Below are 15408 nucleotides of genomic sequence, written 5' to 3' on the forward strand. Positions count from 1 at the left end.
TCGACGAGGAGGAGGCCGACGCCTTCGCCCCAGCCCATGCCGTCGGAGGAGGCGGCGAAGGATTTGCAGCGGCCGTCGGAGGCGAGTCCGCCCTGCCGGTCGAACTCGGCGAACACACCCGGGCTGGCCATGACGGTGACGCCGCCGGCGAGTGCCATGTCGCATTCGCCGGTGCGCAGGGCTTGTGCGGCCAGGTGCAGTGCGACGAGGGAGGAGGAGCAGGCTGTGTCGACGGTGACGGCGGGGCCTTCGAGGCCGAAGGCGTAGGAGACCCTGCCTGACATGACGCTGGTTGCGTTGCCGGTCAGGAGGTGGCCCTCGGCTCCTTGTGGCATTTGTGTGCCGGTGCCGTATCCGGATGCGGTGCCGCCCACGAAGACGCCGGTCGAGGATCCGCGCAGTCTGGCGGGGTCGAGGGCTGCCGACTCGAATGCTTCCCATGCTGTTTCGAGGAGGAGGCGTTGTTGGGGGTCCATGGCGAGTGCTTCGCGGGGGCTGATGCCGAACAGGTCGGCGTCGAACTCGCCGGCATCTTCGAGGAAGGCGCCCCATCCTGCGATGGAGGTGGGCCAGCCGCGGTCGGTGGGGAAGGGCCCGACCGCGTCGCCCGCGCTTTCCACCAGGTCCCACAGGGACTGGGCGGAGGTCACGCCGCCGGGGAAGCGGCAGGCCATCCCCACGATCGCGACCGGCTCATCCACAGCCACGGCCACGGGGACCGCCCGTGCTGTCCCCCCTGGCTCTGTGTACGAGAGTTCGGCCAGCAGGAACTCTGCCAGCACCAGGGGTGTGGGGTGGTCGAAGACCAGGGTGGTGGGAAGCCTGAGGCCGGTGACGGTCTGGAGGCGGTTGCGTACTTCGACGGCCATCAGGGAGTCGAAGCCCAGGTCCCGGAAGGCGCGGCCGGCGTCCACCGATTCCGCACCTGTGTGCCCGAGTACGGCTGCCGCGTGGGTGCGCACCACGTCCAGCACCCGCTGGCGGCGCTGCCCGTCCGGTATCCCGTCGAGCTGCTGCCGCAATCCGGCTGCCGAGCCGTCGTTCTCCTCCGACGTCGGTGGCGTGCTGACTGCTTCGGGTAGTTCGGTGAGGAGTCGGCTCGGGCGGATTGCGGTGAATGACGCGGCGAACGTTGCCCAGTCGATGTCGGCGACGGTGAGTCCCGATTCGCCGTTGTCGATGGCCGAGGCGAGTGTGCGTACGGCGAGTTCTGGGTTCATCGGTGACATGCCGCGTCGGCGCAGGAGTTGCTGGGTGTCGCCCTGGACGGCCATTCCCGCACCGGCCCAGGGCCCCCACGCCACAGAGGTGGCGGGCAGAGCGCGCTCACGGCGGTCCTGTGCCCAAGCGTCGAGGAACGCATTCGCTGCCGCGTACGCACCCTGGCCCGCACCACCCCAAACGGCAGCGCCGGAGGAGAACACAATGAACAGGTCCAGGGGCAGGTCGGAGGTCAGCTCGTCCAGGTGTACGACGCCGTCGATCTTCGCACCGATCACCGCAGCCGTCGTGTCCCGGTCGGCTGCTTCCAGCAACTGCGCATCCCCGACACCAGCCGCATGCACGACACCCGTCAACGGCATATCCGCGGGAACAGCAGCGATCACTCCGGCCAGGGCGTCCCGGTCCGTCACGTCACACGCGGCGACCGTCACCCGGGCACCCAGCTCCGACAGTTCCTCGACCAGACCCTCCGGAGCGACACCCCCACGGCTGGTGAGGACCAGGTGCGGCACACCCCGGCCGACCAGCCAGCGCGCCACTTCCGCGCCCAGCGCACCGGTACCGCCCGTGACCAGCACCGTCCCCGAAGGAACCCAGACCGTTTCCGGCACAACGGCCGGCACCGCCCGCACCAACCTGCGCCCGTACACACCGGACCCACGCACTGCGACCTGGTCCTCACCACCGTCGGCAGTAAGAACGCCGACCAGCCGTCCGGACGCTCGGGCGTCCAGAGCTTCGGGCAGGTCGATCATGCCGCCCCAGCGCTGGGGGAACTCCAGGGCCGCGACCCGGCCCAGACCCCACACCGCAGCCTGCACCGGATCGACCACCCGGTCCGAAGCACCCACAGAAACCGCACCCCGCGTCGCCACCCACAACGGCGCGTCTACCCCCGCATCACCCAATGCCTGCAACAGCACCGTCACGCATGTGAGTTCGTCCGCGACCACACCGCCACGGGCAGGCAGACCGGCCGAAGCCGACCCCGCCACCAGCACCACACCACGCACATCCCCGACCTCGGCAAGCCGCCCGGCCACAGCCGCACGGTCCGACAGCGCGTCCACCGGCAGGCCCACAACTGCGCCACCCGCACCCGTCAACGCCCCGGCCACATCACCGTCTTCAGGCCCAACCACCAGCCAGGTGCCGGTGGACAGGGTGGTGACAGGTGCAGTCTCCAGAGGTCTCCACGTCACCTGGTAGCGCCAGGTGTCGATGACGGACCGCTGCAGTCGCTCCCGGCGCCACGACGCCAACGCCGGAACCACCGACCCCAGCAGTTCCGGGGCCTCCGACAACTGCAACGTGCCGGCGAGTTCGTCGAGATCACCACGCTCCACGGCATCCCAGAACCGGGACTCGACCGGATCCACCCCACCAGCAGCACCCTGGACCGACGGCGACGGCGACGGCGCATCCAGCCAGTACCGCTCATGCTGGAACGCATAGGTGGGGAGCTGGACTTGGCGGCCGGTGAGCACCGTGGTCCAGTCGACGTCGGCGCCGGCTGTCCATGCCTCGCCGAGGGAGGTGAGGACGCGGCGCATGCCGCCCTCGCCGCGCCGCAGTGTGCCCAGTACCACCGCATCTGCGCCGGCCGCGTCGATGGTCTCCTCAACACCCACCGTCAGCACGGGATGGGCGCTGACCTCGATGAAGGTGTGCATGCCCTGTTCGATGAGGGTACGGACCGCAGTCTCGAACTCGACCGTGGTGCGGAGGTTGTCGAACCAGTACCGAGCGTCCAGATCACCGCTGACGGGGCCACCGGTCAGGGTGGAGATCATGGGAACTGTGCCGACAGCCGGGGACAGCCCGGCCAGGTCTGTCAGAATCCGTTCCTGGAGCTGGTCCATTCGCGGGGAGTGGGAAGCGTAGTCCACCGGAATGCGGCGTGTGCGGATGCCACGCTGTTCGCACGCGGCCATGAACGCGTCGAGGGCTTCGTCATCACCGGAGACCACGGTCGAGGACGGGCCGTTCACCGCCGCCACCGACACTCGGCCGGACCGGTCCGGCACCAGCTCCTCAACCGTCGCGCGCCCGGCAGCGACGGACACCATGCCTCCACCGCCGGTCACCGCTACCAGTGCCTTCGACCGCAACGCCACCACACGTGCCGCATCATCCAACGACAACCAACCCGCCACACACGCCGCAGCAATCTCACCCTGCGAATGACCCACCACCGCGGACGGCACCACACCCGCCGAACGCCACACCTCGGCCAGGGCGACCATCACCGCCCACAGCACAGGCTGGACCACGTCCACCCGGTCCACATCACCGTCATGCAGAACAACGTCGGTCAGCGACCAGTCGGCAAACGGGGCCAGTGCCGTCTCGCACTCGGACAGCCGCTCACGGAATACGGGCGAGGTGTCCCACAACTCGCGGGCCATGCCCACCCACTGCGAGCCCTGACCCGGGAACACGAACACCACACCGCCAGACCCGGCAGCGGCCGACGCCACCGTGGGCAGGGCGGCCAGCAGCTCCTCCCGGCTTTCGCCGACCACCACCGCACGGTGCTCCAGCGCCGCACGCGTCGTCGCCAACGACCAACCCACATCCACCGGATCCAGGTCCGGAGCATCCGCTAGGTACGCCCCGAGCCGCTCCACCTGCGCCCGCAGCGCCGCCTCGGACTTCGCCGACACCACCCACGCCGACACACCCGAAACAGGAGCTGCCGGAGCCTGGAACCGAGTTACGGCCGAGGCCTGTTCCAGAATCACGTGCGCGTTCGTTCCGGACATCCCGAACGACGACACCGCCGCACGCCGCGGACGATCCGCCTCGGGCCACGCCCGGGCCTCCGTCAACAGCTCCACCGCACCTACCGACCAGTCCACCTCCGGCGACGGCTCATCCACATGCAACGTCGCCGGCAACACACCGTGCCGCAACGCCATCACCATCTTGATCACACCCGCGATGCCTGCCGCGGACTGCGTATGCCCGATGTTCGACTTCACCGACCCCAGCCACAACGGCTCACCGCCGTCGCGGTCCCGGCCGTACGTCGCCAGCAGCGCCTGGGCCTCGATCGGGTCGCCGAGACGAGTTCCGGTGCCGTGCGCCTCCACCACGTCGACGTCCGCGCCGGTCAGCCGAGCATTCGCCAGTGCCTGGCGGATCACCCGCTGTTGCGACGGACCGTTCGGCGCCGTCAGGCCGTTCGACGCACCGTCCTGGTTGATGGCACTGCCACGCACCACCGCCAGCACCTGATGCCCGTTGCGTTCGGCGTCCGAGAGCCGCTCCAGCATCACCAGGCCGACGCCCTCGGACCACCCCGTCCCGTCGGCCGCCGCGGCGAACGCCTTGCACCGCCCGTCACCGGCCAGCCCGTCCTGCCGGTCGAACTCGATGAACGCGCCCGGCGTGGCCATCACCGTCACACCACCGGCCAACGCCATGTCGCACTCGCCGGTGCGCAGCGCCTGCGCCGCCAGATGCAGGGCCACCAACGACGACGAACACGCCGTGTCCACCGTCACCGCAGGACCTTCGAGCCCGAAGGTGTAGGAGAGACGGCCGGAGATGACGCTGCCCGCGGTACCCGTGATCAGGTGCCCTTCGGCACCCGGTATCCCCGCCGCCCCGTATCCGGACGAGGCCGCACCGGCGAACACGCCCACGTTCCGGCCGCGGAGCGACCGTGGATCCATCCCCGCCGACTCGAACGTCTCCCAGGACGCCTCCAACAGCAGCCGCTGCTGCGGATCCATCGCCAGCGCTTCACGCGGCGAGATCCCGAACAGCGCGGCGTCGAAGTCGGCCACGCCGGGCATGAACCCGCCCAGTTCGACGATGCCGCTGGGCACGGCAGTCGGCCAGCCTCGGTCCAGGGGGAACGGTGAGATGCCGTCCGCCCCGTCGGCGACCAGCCGCCACAGCTCCTCCGGGGACGTCACGTCGCCGGGGTACCGGCAGGCCATGCCCACGATCGCCAGCGGCTCCTGGGGATCGACGTGCGTGGACGTCGTCGTCGTGGGGGAGTGTTCGGCCTCGCCGAGCACTTGGCCGATGAGGTACTGCACCAGTGCCAGCGGCATCGGATAGTCGAACACCAGGGTGGCGGGGAGCCGCAGTCCGGTCCGTGCGACGAGGAGATCGCGCAGTTCCACGGCGGTGAGTGAGGTGAACCCCAGGTCCTTGAAAGCCCGTCCGGGGTCGACCGCCTGCTGGTCGGGGTACTGCAGAACGGTGGCGACCGCGGCCCGGACCATGTCCAGGAGGATCCGTTGGTGCTCGGCGACGGGGAAGCCGGCCAGCAGGTCCCGGAGTTCGGAGCCGGAGTCGGCGCCCGAGCCGCTCCCACGGGGGGCGTCGGCGGTGATCGCCTCGGCCGCCTCCGGGAGGTCGGACAGCAGCGGACTCGGCCGCACCAGCGTGAACGCCGCGGCGAACCTGGGCCAGTCCACGTCCGCGACGGTCACGCAGGTGTGCTCCTGCTCGATCGCCTGCGCCAACGCGCGTACGGCCAGCACAGGGCTCATCGGCGACAGCCCTTGTCGGCGCAGGAGCTGTCCGGCCTCGCCCTGGGCGGCCATGCCCGCCTCGGCCCACGGCCCCCAGGCGATCGAGGTGGCCGGCAGTCCCCGCTCACGGCGACTCTGCGCCCACGCGTCCAGGAACGCGTTGCCGGACGCGTAGGCGCCCTGACCGCCGCCGCCCCAGGTCGCTGCGATGGACGAGAACACCACGAACTGTTCGAGCGGCAGGTCCCGGGTGAGTTCGTCGAGGAGGACCGTTCCCTGGACCTTGCTGCGCATCACCCGGGCCATCGCCTCCTGCCCGGTCCGCTCCAGCGCCTCGGGATCATCGATCCCGGCCGCGTGGATGACACCGCTGAGGGGCCACTGCTCGGGAACGCCGTCGATGACCGCGGCGAGGGCGTCCCGGTCGGCGACATCGCACGCGACGACGGTGACGCGGGTGCCGAGTGCGGCCAGCTCCTTCACCAGGCCTTCCGGCGCCACGCCGCGGCGGCTGGTCAGCACCAGGTGCGGGGTACCGCGCCCCGCCAGCCAGCGAGCCACCACCAGGCCCAGTGCGCCGGTCCCGCCGGTGATCAGGACCGTGCCGCCGGGGCGCCACTCCGGAGCGGTCCGGGGTGCCGGAGTGACGCGCACCAGCCGGCGTCCGTGGGCGACGTGCCCACGTACCGCGACCTGGTCCTCGGCCCCGTCCGCCAGGATGCCGGTGAGCAGGGCGCCCGTCCTGGCGCTCCACTCGGCGGGCAGGTCGACCAGACCGCCCCACCGGTGCGGAAGTTCCAGGGCGGCGACGCGGCCCATTCCCCACACGGTCGCCTGCCAAGGGTCCGCCAACCGGTCCGACGCGTTCACGGAGACCGCGCCCCGGGTCAGCACCCACAGCGGCGCGGCGACGTCCCGCAACGCCTGCACCGAGACCAGCACGTCCGTCCAGCCGTCGGCGATCAGCACGACGCCGGCGACGTCCGGTAGGGAGGCGGCCTCGTCGGCCGACGCATCGACCACCGTCGCGCCTGCGGCCTCCAGGGCACCGACGACATTCTCGTCCGAGCGCCCGCACACCACCCAGGTGCCCGGAAGCGCGGCCGGGGCCGGCCCGGCGAGCGGCTTCCACGCGATGCGATAGCGCCACGAGTCCACGGCCGTCTGCTCCCGCCGCTGCCGCCGCCACGACGTCAGCGCCGGCAGCGCGGCCTCGAGGCCGGCCAGTTCCCGCAGGTCCCCTCGTTCGACCGCGTCCCAGAACGCCGAGTCCGCGGCATCGGCGCGGGCAGGCCCGGCCCCGGGCTCGGGCCAGTACCGGTCCCGCTGGAACGCGTATGCGGGCAGGGCGACGACGCGCGCGCCCCAGCCCGCGAACACCCCGGCCCAGTCGACCTCGACGCCGACGGTCCACAGCCGTCCGACGGCGCCGATCGCGGAAGCGGCCTCGTCCCGGTCCTTGCGCAGCATCGGCACGAGCACGGCTTCCGCGGCGGTCTCGCGCGCCAGTCCGGACAGGACTCCGTCCGGGCCCAGCTCCAGACACCGCGTGACGCCCATGGCCTCCAGCGCTGCGACACCGTCGCCGAACCGCACGGTCCGCCGCACCTGCTCCAGCCAGTACTCCGGACGCTGCATCAGCCCGGGTTCCGCCACGCTGCCGGTCAGGTTCGAGACCACCGGGATCCGTGCCTGGTGGTACGTCAGTCCGGCCAGCACCCCGGCGAACTCGTCCAGCATCGGTTCCATCAGGGCGGAGTGGAACGCGTGCGACACAGACAGGACGTTGAACCGTAGACCACGAGCCGCGCACCGGGCGGCGTACTGCTCGATCGCGTCCACGTCACCGGAGAGCACCACGGAGCGGGGGCCGTTGACGGCGGCGACCTCCAGGCCGGAGTCGGCGACGTCGGCTTCGGTTGCCTGGACAGCGAGCATGCCGCCGCCCTCGGGCAGCGTCTGCATCAGTCGGCCGCGTTCAGCCACGAGCACGCATGCGTCGTCCAAGGACAGAATGCCGGACACGTGCGCGGCGGTGATCTCGCCCAGGGAGTGTCCCAGCAGGACGTCCGGGACCACACCCCAGGACTCGGCAAGCCGGAACAGCGCGACCTCGAGAGCGAACAGGCCCGCCTGCGCCCACATCGTCTGATCGAGACCGACCCCATCGGTCAGAACCTCGCGCAGCGGACGCCCCAGGCGCGCGTCGAGCCGGGCGCACACCGCGTCGAACGCACCCGCGAACACCGGGAACGCGGCGTACATCTCCAGTCCCATGCCGGCGCGCTGCGAACCCTGGCCGGTGAAGAGCATCGCCAGCCGGCCGGCGCTGACGACACCGGACGCCGTCTGCTCGGAGCCTGCGCCCGTGAGCACCGCGCGGTGCTCCAGCGCGGCCCGTGTCGTCGCGGTCGACCAGCCCACATCCACCGGGTCGAGGCCAGGACGTCCGGCGGTGAACGTACGCAGGACGCGGACCTGTTCATCGAGCCCGGCCGCGGTCTTCGCCGAGACCAGCCACGGCACCGTTCCCGGCCGCACCACGCGCACCGGTTCCGCGTCCTCGACGCCATCGGGCGCCTGCTCCAGGATGACGTGCGCGTTGGTGCCGCTGATGCCGAACGAGGACACGGCCGCTCGGCGGGGGCGGTCCGCTCCGGGCCAGGGGCGTGCCTGGGTGAGCAGTTCGACCGCGCCCGCGGACCAGTCCACCTGGGGGGAGGGGGCGTCGACGTGGAGCGTCGCCGGCATCAGGCCGTGTCGTAGGGCCATGACCATCTTGATCACGCCTGCCGCGCCGGCGGCTGCCTGGGTGTGCCCGATGTTCGACTTGACGGAGCCGAGCCACAGCGGCTCGTCGCTCTCACCACGGTCCTGGCCGTAGGTGGCCAGCAGCGCCTGCGCCTCGATCGGGTCACCGAGGCGGGTTCCGGTTCCGTGCGCCTCCACGACGTCGACGTCCGCGCTCGTCAGCCGGGCGTTGGCCAGCGCCTGCTCGATCACCCGTTGCTGGGAGGGGCCGTTCGGCGCGGTCAGCCCGTTGCTCGCGCCGTCCTGGTTCACCGCGGTACCCCGCACCACGGCCAGGACATGGTGTCCGTTGCGCTGTGCGTCGGAGAGCCGTTCCACGACCAGTACCGCCGCGCCCTCGGACCAGCCGGTGCCGTCCGCAGCGGCGGCGAAGGACTTGCACCGGCCGTCCGACGCCAGCCCGCCCTGCCGGGCGAAGTCGACGAAGACGCCGGGCGTGGACAGCACCGTCACACCGCCGGCCACCGCCAGATCACACTCACGCGACCGCAGGGCCTGTGCGGCCAGGTGCAGCGCGACCAACGAGGACGAACACGCCGTGTCCAGCGTCACCGCCGGGCCCTCGAGCCCGAAGGTGTAGGCCACCCGGCCCGACAGCACGCTTCCGGCGTTGCCGGTGCCCAGGAAGGCCTCCACACCCTCCGGCACCACACTCATGCTCGACGCGTAGTCGTGATACATCTGCCCGGCGTACACGCCGGTCGATGAGCCGCGGAGCGACATCGGGTCCAGCCCAGCGGACTCGAAGGCCTCCCATACGCCCTCCAGCAGCAGCCGCTGCTGCGGATCCATGGCCAGGGCCTCACGCGGGCTGATCCCGAAGAGCCCCGCGTCGAAGTCACCGGCACCGGCGACGAAGCCACCCGTCCCGGAGACTCCGCCCCAGGTCACGTCCCAGCCGCGGTCGTCCGGGAAGTCCGTCACCCCGTCGCCGCCGGCCGTGACCAGATCCCACAGACCCTCCGGGGAAACCACACCGCCCGGAAGCCGGCAGGACATCCCCACGATCGCGATCGGCTCGCGCTCCGCCGACTCGACGTTCCGGAGCCGCTGCTTGGTGCTGTGCAGATCGGCCGTGACCCGCTTGAGGTAGTCCCGCAGTTTCAGCTCGTCGGACATCAGGGCCTCGCTGTCGCTGTGTGTCGTGGTCGGATCCGGAAGGGCCGGTTACTCATCGCCGAGCTCCCTGTCGATGAACGCGAACATCTCGTCGTCCGTCGCCCGGTCGAGTGCGTCGACGACCGAAGGGGCAGTGACCTGGTGCATGCCGTCGTCGCCGTACTTGGAGATCATGGATTCCAGGCGCCGGACGAGCTTCGTGAGAGCCCCCGCGTCCGCGGTCTGCGCGAGACCGGATTCGATCTCCTGGAGCTTGTCGAAGAGCAGGGCCGTGGCGGCCATCTCCTGCCGGGGCAGCAGCTCTGCGGCGAGGAACTCGGCAAGTCGCGCCGAGGTCGGGTAGTCGAACACCAGTGTCGCGGGCAGCCGGAGCCCGGTGGCGGCGTTGAGCCGGTTGCGGAGCTCCACCGCGGTGAGCGAGTCGAAGCCCAGGTCCTTGAACGCCTGACGCTCGCCGATTGCGTCCACCGAGGCGTGTCCGAGGACGTGAGCGACCTCGGTGAGGACGGTGTGCTGGAGCAAGCGGCCCTGATCGGCGGGCGAGAGTTCGGCCAGCCGCTTCGGGAGTTGTGGCTCGCCTACGGCGGTTTGGCCGGCTCGCCGGACGGCGGCCGGTGCGAGGCCGCGCAGGAGTGCGGGTATCGGGGTGGTGCCGTTCCAGGAGCGGAGGGCACGGGTGTCGAGGAGCATCGCCACCACGTCGGCGCGGTCCGCGTTCAAAGCGGCGTCGAACAGCGCCAATCCCTGTTCGTCCGTCAGCCCGGGGCCGAGGCGGCCAGTCCTTTCCTGGAGGTGGCCGGTCATGCCGCTGGCCTGCTCCCACAGACCCCAGGCCACGGACAGGCCGGGCAGGCCCTCGGTGCGGCGTCGGGTGGCGAGGGCGTCGAGGTAGGCGTTGGCGGCGGAGTAGTTGGCCTGACCGGGAGTACCGAAGGTCGCTGATGCCGAGGAGTAGAGGACGAACATGGCGAGGTTCGCGTCGCGGGTCAGTTCGTCGAGGTTCGCGGCGGCGGTGGCCTTCGCCCGCAGGACCGTCTCCAGGCGTTCCTGGGTGAGGGCGGTGAACACACCGTCGTCGAGGACACCTGCCGCGTGGACGACGCCGGTCAGCGGTGTGCCAGCGGGGATGTCTGCGAGAACCGCCGCTAGGGCGTCGCGGTCGGCGGCGTCACAGGCCACGATCCGTGCTTGGGCGCCGAGTTCGGCGAGATCTGCGACCAGATCGGACGCGCCGGGCGCGTCAGAGCCACGGCGGGAGAGCAGGAGGAGGTGGCGGATGCCATGTTGGGTGGCGAGGTGGCGGGCGAGGAGTCCGCCGAGGGTGCCGGTGCCGCCGGTGATCAGTACGGTGCCGTCACCGTCCAGCGGCACGGCCTGCTCGCCACCCACGGCACGGGCCAGACGGGGTACCAGCAGCGCACCGTCACGGACGGCGACCTGCGGCTCGTCGACACCGGCCAACAGCGCCAGATCCACACCCTCTTCCTCGGCGGCCGGGTCGACGTCGAGCAGCACGATCCGGTCCGGGTGCTCCGACTGCGCCGAACGCACCAGGCCCCACACCGCCGCACCCACCACATCGACCATGTCGGCAGGACCCGCGGGCACGGCGCCCCGAGTCACCACCACCAGGCGTTCGTCGTCGGGTCGTTCCTCGCCCAGCCACTCCTGGACCCGGCGCATCATGTCGCCGGTCACTTCGCCCGTCGGCCCGTCGCCGACGGAGAACACCGTCCACGCGGAGCCGTCCGTCCCGTCCTCGGCAGCGGAAGAGGCAGTGGCAGCCGGTGACGCGGGAACCCAGTCGACCGCGAAGAGAGTGTCGCCGCGAGGGGCGGCGACAGGCAACTGCTCACGCGAGACCAGGGAGCGGACGACCGCGACCGGCATGCCGGTGCCGTCGGCCGCCTTGATGCACACCCCGTCACCGTCGCGGACGATCGCCACCCGGAGGACCGTCGCCCCGACCGCGAACAGTTCCACACCCGACCAGGCGAACGGCAACCGCGGCCCGGAGGCTTCGGTATCGCCCGCAACGAGTCCGGACGGGTGCAGCGCCGCGTCGAGCAGCGCCGGATGGATGCCGAACCCGTCGACCTGGCTCGCAGCCGGCTCCGGCAGCACCACATCGGCGTAGACGGCCGACTCGTCCCGCCACACCGCCTGCACGCCCTGGAACACCGGGCCGTAAGCGAATCCCGCGCCGGCCAGAACGTCGTAGAAGCCGTCGGCCTCGACGGCCGTCGCGCCCTTCGGCGGCCAGACCGCCAGATCGAACTCCGGGACACCGGCGCCCGATGCGGCGAGCACCCCGGATGCGTGCAACGTCCACGCCTCCGTATCGTCGGCGCGGGCGTGCACCTGTACGGACCGGTCGTCCGCCGTGTCCGGGGCCGCGACCCGGACCTGGACCTGGACGCCGCCTGAGTCCGGAAGGACCAGCGGGGCCCGGAGGACCAGCTCGCGGATCAGGGCACAGCCCACCTCCCGGCCCGCCCGCAGAACCATCTCGACCAGCGCGGCACCGGGCACCAGGACACGGTCCGACACGACGTGGTCGGCCAGCCACGGCTGCGAACCGACCGCCAGCCGGCCGGTCAGCACCACGCCGTCACCGTCGGCAAGCGACACCGCGGCACCCAACAGCGCGTGGTCGGCGCCCGTCAGGCCGACCGCACCCAGATCGCCGGCGGCCATATTCGGCTGCGGCCAGTACCGCTCGTGCTGGAAGGCATAGGTGGGCAGGTCGACCGTTCGGCCGTCCCAGCCGTCGAACACGCCGGGCCAGTCGATGTCGGTGCCCAGGGTCCACAGGCGGCTGATGGCGGTCAGGACGGTGTCGGTCTCGTCGCGGTCCTTGCGGAGGACTGGGACGAACTCGGCTTCGGTGGCGATGTCCTGGGCCATGGCCGACAGGACGCCGTCCGGGCCGAGTTCCACGTACCGCGTCACGCCCATCGCTTCGAGCGTCGCGACACCGTCGGCGAAGCGCACCGGCTGCCGCACCTGGTTCAGCCAGTACTCCGGCTGCTGCATGGCACCGGGCTCGGTGACGGCTCCGGTCAGGTTCGACACGACGGGAGTCCGGGCCGGGTGGAAGGTCAGGCCGGACAGGACGGCCGCGAACTCGTCCAGCATGGGTTCCATCAGGGCTGAGTGGAACGCGTGCGACACGGTCAGGATGTTGAACCGGCGTTCATGCTCGGCGCATTCGGCTGCGTAGCGCTCGATCGCGTCGAGGTCGCCGGAGAGGACCACGGAGTGGGGGCCGTTGACGGCGGCGAGTTCCAGCCCGGAGTCGGTGACGTCGGTTTCGGTGGCCTGGACGGCGAGCATGCCGCCGCCTTCGGGCAGGGCTTGCATGAGGCGGCCGCGTTCGGCGACCAGGGTGCAGGCGTCGCCCAGGTCGAGGATTCCCGCGACGTGGGCTGCGGTGATCTCGCCCAGGGAGTGACCCAGCAGTACGTCCGGGGTCGCGCCCCACGACTCGACGAGCCGGAACAGGGCGACTTCGAGTGCGAACAGCCCGGCCTGCGCCCACATCGTCCGGTCGAGATCGACACCGTTGGTCAGGACCTCGCGCAGGGGGCGTTCCAGGCGCATGTCGAGCCGGGCGCAGACCGCGTCGAAGGCTTCGGCGAACACCGGGAACTGTTCGTACAGCCCCAGACCCATGCCGGCGCGCTGCGAACCCTGCCCCGTGAACAGGAACGCGGTTTTGCCTTCACCCGCCACACCCTCGGCGAGTATCCCGTTCGCGGCCAGCACCGTGCGGTGCTCCAGTGCGGCCCGGCCGGCCGCCAGAGACCAGCCGACGTCCACCGCATCCAGGTCCGGACGCTCGGCCACGTACGACCGCAGCCTTTCCACCTGCGCCCGCAACGCGTCCGCCGACTTCGCCGCTACCGGCCACGGCACCGTGGCGGGGCGCCCGGCACGTGTCGGCGGCGCCGTGACGGCGTGGGTGGTGGGAGGCGCCTCGAGGATGACGTGCGCGTTGGTGCCGCTGATGCCGAACGAGGACACGGCCGCTCGGCGCGGACGGTCCGCCTCGGGCCAGGGGCGTGCCTGGGTGAGCAGTTCCACCGAGCCCGCGGACCAGTCCACCTGCGGTGACGGCTCGTCCACATGCAGCGTCGCCGGCATCAGGCCGTGTCGTAGGGCCATGACCATCTTGATCACGCCTGCCGCGCCGGCGGCTGCCTGGGTGTGCCCGATGTTCGACTTGACGGAGCCGAGCCACAGCGGCTCGTCGCTCTCACCTCGCTCCTGGCCGTAGGTCGCCAGCAACGCCTGCGCCTCGATCGGGTCACCGAGACGGGTTCCGGTTCCGTGCGCCTCCACGACGTCGACGTCCGCAGCCGCCACCCGGGCGTTGGCCAGTGCCTGGCGGATCACCCTCTGTTGCGACGGGCCGTTGGGCGCCGTCAGACCGTTGGACGCGCCGTCCTGGTTGATGGCACTGCCCCGCACCACCGCCAGCACCTGATGCCCGTTGCGCTCGGCGTCCGACAACCGCTCCAGCACCAGTACCGCCGCGCCCTCGGACCAGCCGGTGCCGTCCGCAGCGGCGGCGAAGGACTTGCAGCGGCCGTCGAAGGCCAGTCCGCCCTGCCGGGCGAAGTCCACGAACACGCCCGGCGTGGACAGCACCGTCACCCCGCCGGCCACCGCCAGCCCGCACTCACCCGACCGCAGCGCCTGAGAAGCAAGGTGCAGCGCGACCAGCGAGGACGAACACGCCGTGTCCACCGTTACCGCCGGGCCCTCGAGCCCGAAGGTGTAGGCCACCCGCCCGGAGAACACGCTTCCGGCGTTGCCTGTGCCCAGGAAGGCTTCGACGCCCTCCGGCACCACACCCAGACTCTGGGCGTAGTCGTGGTACATCACACCCGCGTACACGCCGGTCGACGAACCGCGGAGCGACATCGGGTCCAGCCCTGCGGACTCGAAGGCCTCCCAGACGCCTTCCAGCAGCAGTCGCTGCTGCGGGTCCATGGCCAGGGCCTCACGCGGGCTGATCCCGAAGAGCCCTGCGTCGAAGTCACCGGCACCGGTCACGAAGCCGCCGGATCCGGAGACTCCGCCCCAGGTCACGTCCCAGCCGCGGTCGTCCGGGAAGTCCGTCACCCCGTCACCGCCGGCCGTGACCAGATCCCACAGTCCTGCCGGGGAGACCACGCCGCCCGGCAGCCGGCAGGACATCCCCACGATCGCGATCGGCTCGTCGGCAGCTGCCGGTCGCGTCGGCGCCACGGCGGTCGGCTCGTCCGAACCCGACAGAAGGCCGGCCAGATGATCAGCGAGGACCTGGACGCTCGGGTAGTCGAACGCCAGTGTTGCGGGCAGTCGGATCCCGGTGGCGGCGTTCAGCCGGTTGCGGAGCTCCACCGCGGTGAGCGAGTCGAAGCCCAGGTCCTTGAACGCCTGACGCTCGCCGACGGCATCCGCGGAGGTGTGCCCGAGGACGTGGGCCACCTCGGCGAGCACCGTGTTCTGAAGCAGCCTGCGCCGTTCGGCCGACGACAGACCGGCCAGCTGCCGCAGCAACGGCGACTCGCCCACGGCGGCCTGAGCCCGGCTTGCCCTTCGGACGACGGCGGCCGGTGCGAGGCCGCGCAGGAGTGCGGGTATCGGGGTGGTGCCGTTCCAGGAGCGGAGGGCATGGGTGTCGAGGAGTATCGCCACCACGTCGGCGCGGTCCGCGTTCAAAGCGGCGTCGAACAGGGCCAGGCCCTGTTCGTCCGTCAGTCCGGGGCCG

The 15408-nt window shown here is 71.3% G+C and carries 2 protein-coding genes; both read right to left on the reverse strand.

What is annotated here, in order from left to right:
• A partial coding sequence (locus ABZS61_RS34360) for a type I polyketide synthase (RefSeq protein WP_356430318.1) occupies window positions 1-9647 on the reverse strand: 9647 nt, incomplete at its 3' end.
• Between the two features lie 48 nt (window positions 9648-9695).
• Entirely contained in the window at window positions 9696-15338 is a 5643-nt protein-coding gene (locus ABZS61_RS34365; RefSeq protein ID WP_356430321.1) for a type I polyketide synthase, read from the reverse strand.
• Window positions 15339-15408: the final 70 nt, after the last annotated feature.

Origin of the sequence: Streptomyces sp. NPDC005566, assembly GCF_040605575.1 — a bacterium.
GTDB lineage: Bacteria > Actinomycetota > Actinomycetes > Streptomycetales > Streptomycetaceae > Streptomyces.